Origin of the sequence: Phenylobacterium sp. (genome assembly GCF_030645195.1) — a bacterium.
Lineage (GTDB): Bacteria > Pseudomonadota > Alphaproteobacteria > Caulobacterales > Caulobacteraceae > Phenylobacterium.
The window spans coordinates 1-14,650 of sequence record NZ_JAUSLW010000207.1 but is presented as its reverse complement, the minus strand read 5'-3'; the positions used below and the strand labels follow the sequence as shown (position 1 = coordinate 14,650).

The window sequence follows — 14,650 nt, the reverse complement described above, 5'->3', positions numbered from 1 at the left end:
CGCCTACTTCCGGCTGCGCGCCAGGGCCGCCTTGGCCCGTTGCAGGTCGTCGGCGCGGGCGATGGCGCCGGCGATGGTGCTGTCCGGCGCCGGGGCCAGGCCCTGGGCCTGGCGATAGAGGGCGAGCGCCCGCACATAGTCGCCGTTGCTCTCGGCGCAGACCCCCAGGTCGTAGATCGTGTCCAGGTTGCCGGGCGCGGCGGTGTTGACGCTGCCCCACAGGCGGCAGGCCTCCCCCATGTTCCCGCCCGAGGCGGCCTTCACCGCGGCGGTGAAGGTGGGCTTGATCTCGGGCGACAGGCCCACGCCCTTGGTCTTCAGGGTGGCGTCGAGGGTGGTGTTGTAGGGGGCGATGTCGCGGCGGATGTCGGCCAGGATCTCCCGCTGGGCGTCGGTCACCAGGGCCAGGTCGCCGGTCGACGGGGTCTGGGGCGCGCACCAGGAGGTCTCCCGCCGCGCCCGCTTCTGGCTGGAATAGACCACCCGGCCATTGGCCACGCTCACCAGGCTCGGCGTCACCATCAGGTCCACGCTCCGGCGCCAGCAGGGCACGGGGAAGGACTTGTATTCCTTACATTTGTCCCCGTCCCAGCGGACGCAGCGGCTCTCGCTGCCCTGGTAGGTCGAGGTGTTGAAGTCGGTGCCGACCGTGCCGTAGATCACGCCTTGGGCGCCCACCGAACGGCCATAGGGACCGATGGCGCTGGGATCGCGCGGACCGCCGGTGGCCACCACCGTGAAATAGGGCCGCCCGTCGAAGGTGGCGGAGAACAGCTCGGCCTGCAGGGCCGACTGGAACTCGGGCCCGCCATAGCCGTCGAAGCCCGCCACCGCGATGCGGCGGATGTCGGTGGTCTCGGCGTAGCGGGCCGGGAAGCGGGCGCTGATGCCCACGGTGGTGGCGCAGCCGGCGGTCAGCAGCAGGGCCGCGCAGGCCAGCCCTCGGGCGATGATCCTGAAGTCCATGGTCTTGAGCCCCGAATTCGTTAACCCCGACGATAACAGCAGAGCTTGCGAATTCAACCGCAGGTTCGGCGGCGGAACGCGGCGCGGTCCAGATGCTCCCCCTTTGGGGGAGCTGTCAGCGAAGCTGACTGAAGGGGACTTTGACCCTTGTTTGCGGGTGTGCGCCCCCTCCGTCACGCATCTATCGACGCGCGCCACCTCCCCCAAACCGCGCTCCGCGCTGGGGGAGGACCTGAGTCCTATTTCGTCACCACGTCCCGGAAGCCGTTGACGATGGGATAGCGCCGGTCGCGGCCGAAGGCGCGGGCCCCGATCTTCACGCCGGGCGCGGCCTGCCGGCGCTTGTATTCGGAATTGTACAGCAGGCGCTGCACCCGCTCGACGGTGGCCGGCGCATGGCCGCGGGCGACGATCTCGTCCAGGGTCGCCTCCTCCTCCACCAGGCCATGCAGGATGGCGTCCAGCTCGGCGTATTCTGGCAGGCTGTCCTGGTCCTTCTGGTCGGGCCGCAGTTCGGCCGAGGGCGCCTTGGTGAGGATCCGCTCGGGGATCGGCGAGACGGCCACCCCGAAGGGATCGTGGGCGTTGCGCCATTCGCAGACGGCGTAGACCTGCGTCTTGTAGACGTCCTTCAGCACGTTGAAGCCGCCGCACATGTCGCCGTAGAGGGTGGCGTAGCCCACCGCCATCTCGCTCTTGTTGCCGGTGGTCAGCAGCATGGAGCCCAGCTTGTTGGAGAGCGCCATCAGGGCCAGGCCCCGGGTCCGGGCCTGGATGTTCTCCTCGGTCAGGTCCGGCGGCCGGTTGCCGAAGTGCGGGGTCAGCATCTGCGCGAAGGCGTCCACCGCCGGCGAGATGGCGATCTCGTCAAGCCGCACCCCCAGGCGCTGCGCGCAGCCCGCGGCGTCGTCCAGGCTGTCCTGGCTGGTGTAGCGCGACGGCAGCATGAAGCAGCGCACCCGGTCGGGGCCGAGCGCGTCGGCGGCCACCACCGCGACGATGGCGGAGTCCACCCCGCCGGAAAGTCCAAGCAGAACACCGGGGAAGCCGGACTTGTTCACATAGTCCCTCAGGCCCAGCACCATGGCCCGGTAGACTTCCTCGGGGCCCGACACCCAGTCCAGCATCGGCGCCTCGACGCAGATCCAGACCCCGTCGTCGGCCTTCTCCCAGACGCTGATCGCCAGGTGCTCCTCGAACATCGGCAGGCGCATCACCACCTCGCCGCGGGCCGACAGGGCGAAGGAGCCGCCGTCGAAGACCAGTTCGTCCTGGCCGCCCACCTCGTTGACATAGACCAGCGGCAGGCCGGTCTCGGCCACACGGGCCGTGGCCACGTCCATCCGCTCGGTCTCGGCCAGGCGGCGGAAGGGCGAGCCGTTGGGGACCAGCAGGATCTCGGCGCCCTTGGCCTTGAGGTCGGCGCAGACGCCCGGCGCCCAGATGTCCTCGCAGATCGGGACCCCGAACTTGACGCCTTTCCATTCGAAGATCGACGGGCCCAGGCCCGGCTCGAACACCCGCTTCTCGTCGAACACCCCGTAGTTGGGCAGGTCGCACTTGAAGGCCACGCCCTTGATCTCGCCCTCGGCCAGGAAGGCCAGCGCGTTGCGCGGCTTGGCGCCGCGGTGCTCGGCGGGCCAGATCAGCCCCACCAGGGCCGCGCAGCTGTCCTTGGTGGCGAGCGCCAACCGCTCGACGGCGGCCTTGCCCGCGGCCCACAGGGCGGGCTTCAGGGCCAGGTCCTCGGGGGGATAGCCGGTCAGGAACAGTTCGGAGAACAGGGCGATGTCGGCCCCGGCCGCGTGGGCCTGCGCCAGCCGCTCGCGGGCGAGGGCCTCGTTGGCGGCGATGGCCCCCACGGTGGGATTGGCCTGGATGGCGGCGATGACGAGACGATGGGTCATGCCTCGTCATGTAGCCGCGCCGCCCGCCGCTCGCCACCCCGGAAAGCTAGAGCGCAATCCGACGAAGTGGACGCCGGTTCGCCGGAAAATTGCGCGACCAAGCAAGAACCTGGAGCGCCGCTCCGATCCAATCGGAGCGGATCACGCTCTGGGCCCTGGACGGCCCCAACGTCAGCCGTGGCATGGAATCGCCGCCAGCGACCCAGGAGACCACCATGTCCGATCCCGCCGCCGACGCCTATGCCGGGGTGTCCGACACCCTCCCCCGCGCCATGGCCCTGCCGCGGCAGGCCTTCGCCGACCCGGCGGTGTTCGAGGCCGAGCAGGCGCGGGTATTCCGCACCGGCTGGCTGCCCGTCGCCCGCGAGAGCGCGCTGGCGCAGCCCGGCGCCTACCGCTCGGTCGATGTGGCCGGCGTTCCCCTGGTGGTCACCCGCGACACCGGCGGGCAGATCCACGTCCTGTCCCGCGTCTGCCGTCACCGGGGCATGCCGGTGGTGGAGGGTTCGGGCGTCGCCAAGGCTCTGACCTGCCCCTACCACCTGTGGCGCTACGGCCTGGACGGCCGCCTGGTCGCCGCCCCGGGCATGGAGCGCTCCGACGCCTTCGACCGCGACCAGTGCGCCCTCCCCGCCATCGCCACCGCTCATTGGGGCGGCTGGATCTTCGCCAATCTTGATGGCCAGGCCGCGCCGCTCGCGCCCCAGGTCGCGCCCCTGGCGCAGCGTCTGGCGGCCATCGACCCGGCCAGCCTGGTGACCGCCGACATCATCAGCCTGGAGTCGCCCTGGAATTGGAAACTGATGGTGGAGAACTTCCTGGAGTCCTACCACCACATCGGCCCCCACGCCGGCAGCCTGCAGCAGAGCAATCCGGGGCTCGGAACCTATGAGGGCCTGGGCGGCGATCTGTTCACGGTGCTGGAGAACCCGCCCGCCGACGACAGCCACGGTCCCTTCGTGGTGGCCGCGATCTTCCCGCTGACCCTGATGTTCTTCACCGAGGGCCCCGAGCCCCTGGGGGTCTGGTACGAGCTGGAGACCATCACCCACGAGGGCTTCCGCCTCAACATCCACCTGCTGACGCGGCCGGACTTCGCCGCCAGCCCGGAGATGGTCGCCTATTACCGCGACCAGGTCATGGCCATCCACGCCGAGGACATCCCGGCCTGCGAGGGCGCGCAGAGGGGGGTCGCCAGCCCGCTGTACGCGCCGGGACCGCTTAGCCACCTGGAGGCCTGCCTCTGGCGCTTCCACCGGTTCCTGAAGAGCAGCTTCGGAGGCTAAGGGCCTGATTTAACTAATTCGCTTGCCCATCACGTCATCCCGGCCGCAGCGAAGCGGAGACCCGGGACCCAGGGGCCGCAATCAATCCCCCTGGGTCCCGGGTCTCCCCTGCGGGTCGCCCGGGATGACGGGCGCCGTGATCCCGGCGCGCCTGCGCGCGCCACCTTCTCCCCCAAGGGGAGAAGGATAGGTCAGTCGCGACCCAGGCTCGTCAGAGCCCCCCGCCTAGTCGTCGCGGTGAACGCGTTCCCGGCGCTCGTGGCGTTCCTGCGCCTCGAGGCTGAGGGTGGCGATCGGCCGCGCGTCGAGACGGGCGACCCCGATGGGCTCGCCGGTGTCCTCGCAATAGCCGTAGGAACCGTCCTCGATCCGACGCAGCGCTTCGTCGATCTTGGAGATCAACTTACGCTGGCGATCGCGGGTCCGGAGTTCCAGGGCTCGGTCGGTCTCCGACGTCGCCCGGTCCGCCAGGTCCGGATGGTTCTCGGTTTCGCTTTGCAGGTGGACGAGAGTCTCGCGGGATTCCCGCAGGATGTCCTCTTTCCACGCGTTGAGCTTCTGCTTGAAGTAGTCAAGCTGACGCTCGTTCATGAAGGGCTCATCCTCGGAAGGTTGATAGCCCGGCTTGTCAGCCATCACTGCGGCTGTGCTCATTTACGCCTCACGCCCCCTGGAGTAACGCCCCTTAGACACGCGGGCCGCTTATACCAAAACGAATTCACGATACAACGCGGCTCGCTCGTCGCGGACGATTAAGCCGCAGCCTTCGCGCACTCAAGTTTGGCCAACTCAACGGCGGCCCGGGTTTCGATCTCGTTTAGAACGCCTTCCAGGCCAACGTCCTCGGTGCCTTCCCGCTCGTCGCGGATGGCGATTCGCAGGCGATCGAGCTGGTCGGCGGACATCTCCCCCGACAGCAGGCTCACCTTCACATCATCGAGAACATCCAGAATCCGGCCCGCGCGGCGCACGGCGCGGCGCTTGCGCTCCAGCGGGCCGCCCATCTCCTGCAACGCTAGGATGGCGTCCACGTTCATGACGCCCGACAGGCCCGAGGCCCGCGCCAACTGGGCCGGCGCCGGGGCCGCCTCGGCGGTGGGCAGTCGGAAGCCCGCGCCGTCGCCGGCCGCCCGCGCCTTTCCAGGCCCGCTCGCCGATCCAACGCCGCTTGTTCCGTTGACCTTCATGGGTGAGTCGAACTCTTGACCTGACGCTTCGCCCTCAGTCATCGCCCCGGCATGCTTAGGGTATGGTTAATGCCGGGCAAATTCTGCCGCCGCGCCGCGGCCTGCCGCGCCGACTTCCGGCTCAACCACTGGAATCCTTGGGGTTTTCTTGGAAGCCCATCTGGCACGTCCGTCGCAAGGGCGAGGAGAGCCTATTTCCGTTCGCCCCCGGGGTTTCATGCGTCGACCGCTTCGCCTCTTCAGCGCCGTCCTGCTCGCCGCGGCCCTGGCCGCCGGCCCGTCCTTCGCGCGGTCGCGGATCAAGGACATCGTTGAGTTCGAGGGCGTCCGCGAGAACATGCTGGTGGGCTACGGCCTGGTGGTGGGCCTGAACGGCACGGGCGACAGCCTGCGCAACGCCCCCTTCACCAAGCAGTCCCTGGAAGCCATGCTGGAGCGTCTGGGGGTCAACACCCGCGACGCCAACCTCAACACCAAGAACGTGGCGGCCGTCATGGTCACCGCCAAGCTGCCGGCCTTCGTGGCCACCGGCTCCCCCATCGACGCCAGCGTCTCGGCGCTGGGCGACGCCAAGAGCCTGCAGGGCGGCACCCTGCTGGTGACCCCGCTGCTGGGCGCCGACGGCCAGGCCTACGCCGTGGGCCAGGGCACGGTGCAGACCGGCTCGGTCTCCGCCGGCGGCGCCTCCGGCTCCTCGATCTCCAAGGGCGTCCCCACCGCCGGCCGCATCGCCTCGGGCGCCATCGTCGAGCGCGAGATCGGCTTCCAGCTGGCCAGCATGGCCCAGCTGCGCATGACCCTGCGCAATCCCGACTTCACCACGGCCAAGCGCATCGCCGACGTGATCAACGCCAAGTTCCCCGGCTGCGCCCGGGCCGACAACCCCACCATCGTCACCATCCAGCCCGCGCCGGGCACGAACATGGTGGGCTTCATCTCCCAGATCGAGAACCTCACCGTCGATCCCGACGACGCCGCCAAGGTGGTGATCGACGAGGTGGCCGGGGTGGTGGTCATGGGCGAGAACGTGCGCATCTCCACCGTCGCCATCGCCCAGGGCAACCTGACCATCACCGTCCAGGAAAGCCCCGCCGTCAGCCAGCCCGCCCCCTTCAGCCAGGGCCGCACCACCACCGTCCCGCAGTCGGCCGTCTCGGTCGACGAGGAGAAGGGCAAGAAGCTGATCACCCTGCGCGAGGGCGCGTCCCTCGCCACCCTGGTGGCCGGCCTCAACGCGCTCGGCGTCACGCCGCGCGACATGATCTCCATCCTGCAGGCCATCAAGGCCGCCGGCGCCCTGCAAGCCGACATCGAGGTCATGTGATGGCCGACATCGCCGCCCCCGCCGTGAACCTGCCGCCCTCGCCTGCGCCCATGAGCGCGGCCGAACTGTCCAAGCGCGGCCAGATCGCCCAGACCGCCAAGGACTTCGAGAGCTCCTTCCTCTCGGTGATGCTGGGGTCGATGTTCAAGGACGTGAACATCTCCGAGCCCTTCGGCGGCGGTCACGGCGAGGACGCGTTCAAGTCCTTCATGACGGAGGCCATGGCCAAGCAGGTCGTGAAGTCCGGCGGCCTCGGCATCTCCGACGACGTCGCCAAGGAAATGCTGAAGCTTCAAGGTTTGAGTTAGGAAATCACGATGGCCCTTTCCGCCATGGACGCCGCCGATCGCGTCGAGCAGCTGGTGATCCTCACCGAGCGCCTCACCGAGCTGATCCTGCAGGAGGCCCAGGCCTTCGAGCAGCACCGACCCCAGGACGCCATGGCCCTCATCGAGGAGACCTCGCGGCTGGCCAATATCTACCGCCACGAGTCCGCCCGCGTCCGCGCCGACCCCACCATGGTGGCCGCCGCCCCGCTGGCCCAGCGCACCCGGCTGATCCGCGCCACCGAGGCCTTCGACAGCGTGCTGGCCCGCCAGGGCCGCGCGCTGGACGCCGCCCGCACGGTCACCGAGGGCCTGGTCCAGACCATCGCCAACGAGGTCGCCGCCCAGCGCAACACCGGCGCCGGCTACGGCCCCAAGGCCGCCCCGTCGGCCCCCGGCTCGGCCAGCGCCATCACCCTCAACAAGCGAGCCTAGCTCAGGCGGGATCGCGCGCGCGCGTCAGGCCGCGCAGCAGCCGGGCGAGCTGCGCCTGGCTGTAGGGCTTGGCGAGCCTCGGCACGTCCTCCCCCGCCCCCGGCGGCAACTCGGCATAGCCGGTGGCCAGCACGATGGGCAGGTCCGGGTGGCGGGCGCGGATCTCCTCCAGCAACTGCAGGCCGGTCATCTGCGGCATGGCGTGGTCGGTGATCACCAGGTCCACCGGGTGCTCGCCCAGCGCCTGCAGGGCCTCGAAGCCCGAGCAGACCGGGATGGCCCGGTGCCCCAGGTCCTCCAGCATGGCCACGGTGTTCATCAGCACCAGGCCGTCGTCGTCCACCGCCAGCACCACCAGGGACCGCGACCACGCATCCTCGGCCGAGGGGGGCGTTTCGGGGGCGCCGGGCGGCGCCAGGGCGTCGGCCCGCCGCAGCCACAGCTCCACCTGGGTGCCGTGCCCCGGCCGGCTGTTGAGCACCAGGCGTCCGCCCGACTGCTCGGCCAGGCCGTAGACCATCGGCAGGCCCAGGCCCGTCCCCTTGCCCACCCCCTTGGTGGTGTAGAAAGGCTCGGCGGCCCGGGCGAGCGTGTCCTCGTCCATCCCGGTTCCGGTGTCGGTCACCGCCAGCCGCACATAGGCGCCGGCCGGCAGCCCCACCTCCGAGGCCGGCCCCAGGGTCTGCTCGGCGGCCTTGATGGTGATCCGCCCGCCCTCGGGCATGGCGTCGCGGGCGTTGACCACCAGGTTCAGCAGCACCGTCTCCAGCTGGTTGGCGTCGGTCAGCACCGGTGGCAGGCCGGGCGGGAAGCGCGAGGTCAGCTCGATGTCGGGGCCCAGCGACCGCTCCAGCAGGCCGGTCATGCCCCCCACCAGGGCCGGCAGGTCCACCCCCTCCAGCTTCAGGTCCTGCTTGCGGGCGAAGGCCAGCATCCGCTGGGTCAGGGCCGCGCCGCGCTGGGCGCCGTGGACCGCGTTCTCCAGCAGGGCCAGCGCCTTGGGATCCTCCGGCAGCCGCTTCTTCAGCAGCTCCAGGCTGCCCATCACCGCCATCAGCAGGTTGTTGAAGTCGTGCGCCACGCCCCCGGTGAGCTGGCCGATGGCGTCCAGCTTCTGGGACTGCAGCAGGGCCTGGCGGGCCTGGTCCAGGGCGCGCTGGGCGTCCCGGCGCTCGGTGATGTCGCGGGTGATCTTCGCATAGCCGATCACCGCGCCTTCCTCGTCGCGGATGGCGTCGATCACCACGTGGGCCCAGAACCGGGCGCCGTCCTTGCGCACCCGCCAGCCCTCCTTCTCGAAGCGGCCCTCGGCGGCGGCGGTCGCCAGCGCCGCCTGCGGCTCCCCGGCGGCGCGGTCGTGCTCGGTGTAGAAGGCGCTGAAATGCTCGCCGATGATCTCGTCGGGCAGGTAGCCCTTGATCCGCTGGGCCCCGGCATTCCAGCTGCTCACCAGCCCGCCGCGGTCCAGCATGTAGATGGCGTAGTCGGTAACCCCCTGGACCAGCAGCCGGAACTGCTCCTCGCTGCGCTTCAGACTCTCCTGGGCGATCTTCCGCTCGGTGAGGTCGCAGGTGATCTTGGCGAAGCCGATGAGCTGGCCGGTCGGGTCGCGGATGGCGTCGATCACCACGTGGGCCCAGAACCGGCCGCCGTCCTTGCGGACCCGCCAGCCCTCGCTCTCGAAGCGGCCGGTCGCCGCCGCGGTGGCCAGGGCCCGTTGCGGAACCCCGGCCTCCTGGTCGGCCTGGCTGTAGAAGCGGGTGAAGGACTGGCCGATGATCTCGGCGGCCTCATAGCCCTTGAACCGACGCGCGCCCGGGTTCCAGCTGGTGACCCGGCCGGTGGGGTCCAGCATGTAGATGGCGTAGTCGGTTATGGCGTCGACCAGCAGCCGATAGCGGCCGTCGTCGCTCGGGGACGTGCTGGAATTACTCGGTTTCGCCATCTCATCCCGGTGCGCCACAGGGTGTCACCCGCGATGACGCAACAACGCCCCCGTCACCGCCGAGTTCCCCCAACCCGGCCCCGTGCGGGGGGAGTTAGGGCGCAGCCGCCGCCCCGCGCAAGCCCCCCGCGCACCGTCGCCCGGCGCCGCTCAGGCGGCGGCCACCACCAGGTCGCGCAGGGTATTGCGCTGGATCTTGCCCATCAGGTTGCGCGGGATGGCGTCGAGCCGCATCAGCCGCGGCGGCCGCTTCAGGGTGTCGGTGAAGATCGCCTCGAGGGGCGCGATGTCGAAGCCCGCCTCGCAGACATAGGCCACGTGCGGCGCGTCCAGCCCCTGTTCGTCGGGGGCGGCGAAGGCCGCGGCGTCGAGGATTCCGGGCAGCCTCAGGACCAGGCCCTCCAGCTTGGAGGCCACCACCTTGGCGCCGCCGATGTTCATCAGGTCGTCCACCCGCCCCAGCACCTGCAACCGCCCCTCCGCCGTCAGCACGCCGACGTCGCGGGGATAGAACCAGCCGTCCTTGAAGAATTCCGCCGTGCCCACGGGATCGTCCAGATAGCCCTCCACCACCTGGTCGCCGCCGATCCGCAGCTCGCCGATCCTGCCCGGCGGCAGCGGCATCCCGGCGTCGTCCAGCACCTCCACCCTGGCCCAGGGGTTGAGATAGCCCGCGGAGTCCTCGGCGCCCTCCAGGCTGTCGACATGGCCCACCGTGACGCTGCCGGTCTCCGTCGCCCCATAGGTCAGGATGATGTAGGGCGACAGCCGGCGCCGGCATTCCTGCGCCAGCGGCTTGGACAGCGAGCCGCCGGCGATGCCGACGATCAGCTCGGGGTCGGGGGCGTAGTCGTCGGGCAGGCTGCGCAGCAGCACCTGCAGGTGATAGGGCGAGGTGATCATCAGGTCGATCTCCAGGTCCTTCAGGGTCTGGGCCCAGGTCCCGCGCGGATCGTGGCTGCACAGGGTCCCGGCCCGCGTCCAGCACAGGAAGGCCAGCTGGATCCCCGCCAGCGACCCCACCCCGATGTCGGAGATCCCCCGCGGACTGCGGGCCGGGGCGAAGACCTGGGTCACGGCGGTCTCGGCCACCCGGCGGTCCATCATCGCCCGGGTCAGCAGGACCTTCTTGACCTCTCCCGTCGTCCCCGAAGTGGCCAGGATGCGGAAGCCGTCCTCGCCGCGCCGCGGCCGGTCGCCGGCCCAGATGGGGGAATAGTGCTGCAGGCCGTCCAGCCAGGCCTGGTCGATCCGGTGGACCGGCACCCCCAGGGCGTTGTCGGGAACGTCGCGGGCGAACAGCACATGGGCCCCGATCAGCCGCAGGTCGTCGGCCACCCCGCGCAGGGGGCTGGCGGCCGCGGTGATCACCCCGGCGGTCTCCAGGCCGAAGGTCAGCACCCAGTGCAGATAGGGATGGGGCACGGCCAGCAGGGCCCGCGACCCCCACGGCAGCTTCAGCTCGGCGGCCCAGGCCGCGCAGCGCCGAATGTCGTCGGCCATCTGCCGATAGGTGAACCGGTCCCAGGCCGAGGCGATGGCCAGGCCCTGCGGCTGGTGCTGGGCTTGGAAGGCGATCAGCCGTTCGAACATGGGCGCTCACGAGATAGGGAGAATCTGGACCGGCGCGACCCTACCCGCCGCACGTCCCGGACCCTAGCCCCGCCCCAATCAAAACGCTTGTTTGAACGCGGCCTTTGGGTCTAGCCTGATCCCATCGCCGGGCTGTTCCGGCGGACGCGTTCTCAGGGCGGGGTGAAAGTCCCCACCGGCGGTAATGCCGGCCTTCCCTCTCCAGGGGGCGGCCGGACGAGCCCGCGGGCGCCTGGCGGGCCTCAAACCCTCCAGGGACAGCAGACACCGGTGCGATCCCGGGGCCGACGGTTAGAGTCCGGTTATGAGAACCACCCGTGGTCTGCCGCCGCGCGTTCACGCGTGGAGTCCGGCGGGGCGCGGGTGTCTCCCTGAGTCGTGGTTCACCCACCCTAGGGAAACGACCATGACCCACACCACCCAAGTCACCCACGAACTGCCCACCGCTCACGGCGCCTATCGCCCGGCCCGCATCGCCTTTGTCCAGTCGTCCTGGCACCATCAGATCGTCGATCAGGCCCGCAAGGGCTTCCTGGCCGAGATGGCGAAACTCGGTTTCCCCGAGGCGATGATCGACGTCTACGAGACCCCCGGCGCCTTCGAGATCCCGCTCCACGCCCAGACGCTCGCCAAGACCGCCAAGTACGCCGCCGTCGTCGGCTGCGCCCTGGTGGTGGACGGCGGCATCTACCGCCACGAGTTCGTCGCCGAGACCGTGGTCTCCGCCCTGATGCAGGTGCAGCTGGCCACCGAGGTGCCGATGTTCTCGGTCGTCCTCACCCCGCACCACTTCCATGAGCACGACATCCACCAGGCCTTCTTCGCCGAGCACTTCGTCACCAAGGGCGCCGAGGCGGCCCGGGCCTGCGCCATGACGCTGGAAGGCCTGCATCGCGTCACGGCGGCGGCGTGATGGAGACCTGCAGCATTCCGACGGGCTTTGCGCGGCATGACCGCCAGAGCCCGCTGACCGCGCCCTGGGAGCCCCTCTACAGCCGCCGCACCGAGGGCGCGGTGGTCCTGGGCCTGCCGGCCAGCGCCGCCCACACCAACAGCCGCGGCTTCGTCCACGGCGGCCTGATCACCGCGCTGGCCGACAACGCCATGGGCCTGTCCTGCGGCCAGGTCCTGGGCGCCGGCGCCAGCCTGGTGACGGTGAACCTCACCGTCGACTTCCTGGCTGTCGCCCGCACCGGCCAGTGGCTGGAGTTCGACACCATCTTCGTCAAACCCGGCAATTCCCTCTGCTTCGCCCAGGCCTTCGTCACCGCCGACGGCGAGCCCTGCGCGCGGGCCAACGCGGTGTTCAAGGTGGTGAAGAAACCGCACTGAGGGGACGGCGAAGCCGTCATCCCGGCTCTCCGCTTCGCTGCGGCCGGGATGACGGTGAGCGGATGCTCCCGCTCTGGGGGAGCTGTCAGCCGCAGGCTGACTGAGGGGGATTTTGACTCTTGTTTCCCGGCGCCCTGCCGGCCGCCCCCTCCGTCTCGACGCTTCGCGCCGATCCACCTCCCCCAAACCGCGCTGCGCGCTGGGGGAGGATCTAAGGGTCCAGAAGCTCGCCCTTCGCCGCTTGGCGGACCATCGACAGCACCCCGTCCATCTCTTCCAGCACGTAGCCCGCCCTCAATCTCAGGGTTCGCACCCCCTGCTCAGCGAGCCAGCTGTCCCGTCGCGCGTCACGCTCCGGCCGGTCTTCGGTTCCGTGGCTTGCGCCGTCGATCTCGATGCAGAGCTTCGCCCGTTCGCAGTAGAAATCCAGGATGTAGGGGCCGATAGGATGCTGTTTTCGGAACTGCAGTCCGTCCAGCTTCCGCCCCTTGATCTGAACCCACAGCAGGACCTCCGGAAGGCTCATCGTGCGCCGGAGCTCCTTCGCAAATCGCCGCGTCCGCGCCGGCGCCTCCATGCCCGCCCCCCACAGATCTGACGCCCCACAGATGCTCCCCCTCTGGGGGAGCTGGCGCGAAGCGCCTGAGGGGGACTTTGACCCTTGTTTTAGGGCCGAAAGATTGTCGACGACGTCGATCCCCCTCCGGCACGGACCTGCGGTCCGCGCCACCTCCCCCACATCGGCCTGGGGGAGGATCGCCCACCGCTACTTCCCCGCCACCGCCTTGCGCCGCTCCTCGATGAACCGGGTCAGGTCGGCGTCCATCGTCTCGTACCAGTCGAGGCTGTCGACGAAGTTGGCGTAGGTGGTCTTCCCGATGGCGCTGAAGTCCATGTACTCGTTCAGGTCGCCATCGGCGTCGATCGCGATCTTCAGGAAGCGGTTCTCCCAGTTCCAGTCATTGGCGAACCCCGCCGTGAACAGGGGGTCGGCCTTGTACCAGCTGCGGAACTGATAGGACGGGCAGTCCTTCACCCCCGAACAGCCGTAGAATTCCACGGTGAACGCCGAGCCGTTGGCGCTGCTCAGCACATAGGGCTCTCCCTTGCTGTTGGCCTTCATCTCGGCCTTGTAGCCCGCCTCCCGCAGGGTCTGGGCCACCACCTCCGGCTGCCGCAGATCCAGCAGGCGATCCGCCGCCCAGGCGGGCGCGGCCAGCAGGCACGCGGCGGAAAACGCGATGACGACACGGCGCATGACAGCTCCTCCCAAGGTCAAGCTCATCTGGCGACAGGAACGGGGTTTCGACAAGCCGCATGCGAGCCACGCCGCCCCGCCCCATCGTCATCCTCCGGCTCGCCCCGGGGATCCATGATCAATCGACCCGTTGCGGAGGTTGGCGCCGTCCGCCTACCGTCACCAAGGCATGCCCCGTCAACTCCACCAGCCCGACCGCTACCCCCTGACCTCCAAGTACGACGCGGCCTGGCTGCTCGACCTGGACATGGGACCCAACCCGCTGTGGCTGCTGGAGGACCTGGCGCGTGATCTCGCCTTGAAGCCGGGCATGCGGGTGCTGGACCTCGGCTCGGGCCGCGGCGCCACGTCGGTGTTCCTGGCGCGGGAATTCGGGGTCGACGTCGTCGCCGCCGATCTCTGGGTGGATCCTGCCCAGGCCGCGGCGACGTTCGCCCAGGCGGGGGTGCAGGTGGAAGCGATCCGGGCCGAAGCCCACGCGCTCCCCTTCGAGGCCAACGCCTTCGACGCGATCGTGAGCATCGACGCCTACGAGTACTTCGGCACGGCCGACAGCTACCTCGCCTACATCACCCGGTTCCTGAAGCCCGGCGGGCGGCTCGCCATCGCCACGCCCGCGATGCGCCAGGAGATCCGCGACCTCGGCGAAATCCCCGCCCACATCAAGGCTTGCGTCGGCTGGGAGGCGGTCGCGTGGCACACCGCCGAGTGGTGGCGGTTCCATTGGGCGATCACCGGCCTGGTCACGGTCACCGCGGCCCGGCTGCAGGAGACCGGCTGGGCCGACTGGCTGCACTGGGCCCGGGCCGGACGCTCGCCCGGCCGAGACAGCGTGATCGCCATGCTCGAAGCCGACCGCGGCGAACTGCTCACCTTCGCGCTGGTGACCGCCATCAAATAGGCGGCGGGCTTCGGCGGGCGCCACGGTGACCCTCCCCATCGTCATCCCCGGGCTTGTCCCGGGGACCCATGGTCTCCGAGGTGCAATAGGGTTCGCGGGCCGGGCCTTTCGGCCCGGGCTCACATTCCTATGTTTACGGAGCGGTGCTATCGTCTGACTCAAGGAGTGCTGATCCATGGTCAAAGTTGTC

15 protein-coding genes are annotated in these 14,650 nt (G+C 69.8%); 7 read left to right on the top strand and 8 right to left on the bottom strand.

Features of this window, described 5'->3' with window-relative positions; genetic code table 11:
• Positions 1–3: 3 nt before the first annotated feature.
• Both Q7T09_RS19000 and Q7T09_RS18995 read right to left on the bottom strand, forming a co-directional pair.
• Positions 4–966, bottom strand: coding sequence for a tetratricopeptide repeat protein (locus Q7T09_RS19000; protein WP_304701770.1), 963 nt, complete (start codon positions 964–966; stop codon positions 4–6).
• Between the two features lie 239 nt (positions 967–1,205).
• A complete protein-coding gene (locus Q7T09_RS18995; protein WP_304701769.1) occupies positions 1,206–2,873 on the bottom strand; it encodes an NAD+ synthase in 1,668 nt (555 codons plus the stop codon).
• Between the two features lie 215 nt (positions 2,874–3,088).
• On the opposite strand from Q7T09_RS18995, the gene Q7T09_RS18990 reads away from it, so the two are divergent.
• Positions 3,089–4,159: an aromatic ring-hydroxylating dioxygenase subunit alpha gene (locus tag Q7T09_RS18990; protein ID WP_304701768.1), complete on the top strand. Its 1,071-nt coding sequence runs from the start codon at positions 3,089–3,091 to the stop codon at positions 4,157–4,159.
• Between the two features lie 225 nt (positions 4,160–4,384).
• Here the strand turns inward: Q7T09_RS18990 and dksA are convergent, their stop codons facing one another.
• Together dksA and Q7T09_RS18980 are read right to left on the bottom strand one after the other, a co-directional pair.
• Positions 4,385–4,813, bottom strand: coding sequence for an RNA polymerase-binding protein DksA (dksA, locus tag Q7T09_RS18985; RefSeq protein ID WP_304701767.1), 429 nt, complete (start codon positions 4,811–4,813; stop codon positions 4,385–4,387).
• Positions 4,814–4,911: 98 nt separating this feature from the next.
• The gene (locus Q7T09_RS18980; protein WP_304701766.1) at positions 4,912–5,346 is read right to left on the bottom strand and encodes a flagellar assembly protein FliX; all 435 of its coding nucleotides are present in this window, start codon (positions 5,344–5,346) and stop codon (positions 4,912–4,914) included.
• Positions 5,347–5,563: 217 nt separating this feature from the next.
• On the opposite strand from Q7T09_RS18980, the gene Q7T09_RS18975 reads away from it, so the two are divergent.
• The 3 genes from Q7T09_RS18975 to Q7T09_RS18965 are packed head-to-tail and all read left to right on the top strand — an operon-like array spanning position 5,564 to position 7,431.
• A complete protein-coding gene (locus Q7T09_RS18975; RefSeq protein ID WP_304701765.1) occupies positions 5,564–6,670 on the top strand; it encodes a flagellar basal body P-ring protein FlgI in 1,107 nt (368 codons plus the stop codon).
• A complete protein-coding gene (locus tag Q7T09_RS18970) occupies positions 6,670–6,978 on the top strand; it encodes a rod-binding protein (protein ID WP_304701764.1) in 309 nt (102 codons plus the stop codon). The genes Q7T09_RS18975 and Q7T09_RS18970 overlap by 1 nt, the downstream gene beginning before the upstream one ends.
• Before the next feature lie 9 nt (positions 6,979–6,987).
• Complete coding sequence (locus tag Q7T09_RS18965; protein ID WP_304701763.1) at positions 6,988–7,431, top strand: flagellar basal body protein; 444 nt, start codon at positions 6,988–6,990, stop codon at positions 7,429–7,431.
• Position 7,432: 1 nt separating this feature from the next.
• On the opposite strand, the gene Q7T09_RS18960 is transcribed toward Q7T09_RS18965, so the two are convergent.
• Both Q7T09_RS18960 and Q7T09_RS18955 read right to left on the bottom strand, forming a co-directional pair.
• On the bottom strand, positions 7,433–9,376 hold the full coding sequence (locus Q7T09_RS18960; RefSeq protein ID WP_304701762.1) for a PAS domain-containing sensor histidine kinase: 1,944 nt from the start codon (positions 9,374–9,376) through the stop codon (positions 7,433–7,435).
• A 150-nt stretch (positions 9,377–9,526) separates the two neighbouring features.
• Positions 9,527–10,969 (bottom strand): class I adenylate-forming enzyme family protein, encoded by a 1,443-nt coding sequence (locus Q7T09_RS18955; RefSeq protein WP_304701761.1) that lies wholly within the window; start codon positions 10,967–10,969, stop codon positions 9,527–9,529.
• A 406-nt stretch (positions 10,970–11,375) separates the two neighbouring features.
• Here Q7T09_RS18955 and Q7T09_RS18950 point away from each other — a divergent pair, with 406 nt between their 5' ends.
• Both Q7T09_RS18950 and Q7T09_RS18945 read left to right on the top strand, forming a co-directional pair.
• On the top strand, positions 11,376–11,882 hold the full coding sequence (locus Q7T09_RS18950) for a 6,7-dimethyl-8-ribityllumazine synthase (protein WP_304701760.1): 507 nt from the start codon (positions 11,376–11,378) through the stop codon (positions 11,880–11,882).
• On the top strand, positions 11,882–12,301 hold the full coding sequence (locus Q7T09_RS18945; protein WP_304701759.1) for a PaaI family thioesterase: 420 nt from the start codon (positions 11,882–11,884) through the stop codon (positions 12,299–12,301). Before Q7T09_RS18950 ends, Q7T09_RS18945 begins: the two co-directional genes overlap by 1 nt.
• 211 nt (positions 12,302–12,512) lie before the next feature.
• Here Q7T09_RS18945 and Q7T09_RS18940 read toward each other — a convergent pair whose 3' ends face one another.
• Together Q7T09_RS18940 and Q7T09_RS18935 are read right to left on the bottom strand one after the other, a co-directional pair.
• Positions 12,513–12,878, bottom strand: a complete 366-nt coding sequence (locus Q7T09_RS18940; RefSeq protein ID WP_304701758.1) for an endonuclease domain-containing protein — start codon at positions 12,876–12,878, stop codon at positions 12,513–12,515.
• Positions 12,879–13,067: 189 nt separating this feature from the next.
• The gene (locus Q7T09_RS18935; protein ID WP_304701757.1) at positions 13,068–13,559 is read right to left on the bottom strand and encodes a YbjN domain-containing protein; all 492 of its coding nucleotides are present in this window, start codon (positions 13,557–13,559) and stop codon (positions 13,068–13,070) included.
• Between the two features lie 169 nt (positions 13,560–13,728).
• On the opposite strand from Q7T09_RS18935, the gene Q7T09_RS18930 reads away from it, so the two are divergent.
• Positions 13,729–14,460 carry a cyclopropane-fatty-acyl-phospholipid synthase family protein gene (locus Q7T09_RS18930; RefSeq protein WP_304701756.1) on the top strand — a complete coding sequence of 244 codons (732 nt, stop codon included), beginning with the start codon at positions 13,729–13,731 and terminating at the stop codon, positions 14,458–14,460.
• Positions 14,461–14,650: the final 190 nt, after the last annotated feature.

Excerpts from the sequence above, each read along its gene's own strand:
- Q7T09_RS19000 (WP_304701770.1), bottom strand. The coding sequence starts at position 966 with ATGGACTTCAGGATCATCGCCCGAGGGCTGGCCTGCGCGGCCCTGCTG.
- Q7T09_RS18995 (WP_304701769.1), bottom strand. The coding sequence starts at position 2,873 with ATGACCCATCGTCTCGTCATCGCCGCCATCCAGGCCAATCCCACCGTG.
- Q7T09_RS18990 (WP_304701768.1), top strand. The coding sequence starts at position 3,089 with ATGTCCGATCCCGCCGCCGACGCCTATGCCGGGGTGTCCGACACCCTC.
- dksA (WP_304701767.1), bottom strand. The coding sequence starts at position 4,813 with ATGAGCACAGCCGCAGTGATGGCTGACAAGCCGGGCTATCAACCTTCC.
- Q7T09_RS18980 (WP_304701766.1), bottom strand. The coding sequence starts at position 5,346 with ATGAAGGTCAACGGAACAAGCGGCGTTGGATCGGCGAGCGGGCCTGGA.
- Q7T09_RS18975 (WP_304701765.1), top strand. The coding sequence starts at position 5,564 with ATGCGTCGACCGCTTCGCCTCTTCAGCGCCGTCCTGCTCGCCGCGGCC.
- Q7T09_RS18970 (WP_304701764.1), top strand. The coding sequence starts at position 6,670 with ATGGCCGACATCGCCGCCCCCGCCGTGAACCTGCCGCCCTCGCCTGCG.
- Q7T09_RS18965 (WP_304701763.1), top strand. The coding sequence starts at position 6,988 with ATGGCCCTTTCCGCCATGGACGCCGCCGATCGCGTCGAGCAGCTGGTG.
- Q7T09_RS18960 (WP_304701762.1), bottom strand. The coding sequence starts at position 9,376 with ATGGCGAAACCGAGTAATTCCAGCACGTCCCCGAGCGACGACGGCCGC.
- Q7T09_RS18955 (WP_304701761.1), bottom strand. The coding sequence starts at position 10,969 with ATGTTCGAACGGCTGATCGCCTTCCAAGCCCAGCACCAGCCGCAGGGC.
- Q7T09_RS18950 (WP_304701760.1), top strand. The coding sequence starts at position 11,376 with ATGACCCACACCACCCAAGTCACCCACGAACTGCCCACCGCTCACGGC.
- Q7T09_RS18945 (WP_304701759.1), top strand. The coding sequence starts at position 11,882 with ATGGAGACCTGCAGCATTCCGACGGGCTTTGCGCGGCATGACCGCCAG.
- Q7T09_RS18940 (WP_304701758.1), bottom strand. The coding sequence starts at position 12,878 with ATGGAGGCGCCGGCGCGGACGCGGCGATTTGCGAAGGAGCTCCGGCGC.
- Q7T09_RS18935 (WP_304701757.1), bottom strand. The coding sequence starts at position 13,559 with ATGCGCCGTGTCGTCATCGCGTTTTCCGCCGCGTGCCTGCTGGCCGCG.
- Q7T09_RS18930 (WP_304701756.1), top strand. The coding sequence starts at position 13,729 with ATGCCCCGTCAACTCCACCAGCCCGACCGCTACCCCCTGACCTCCAAG.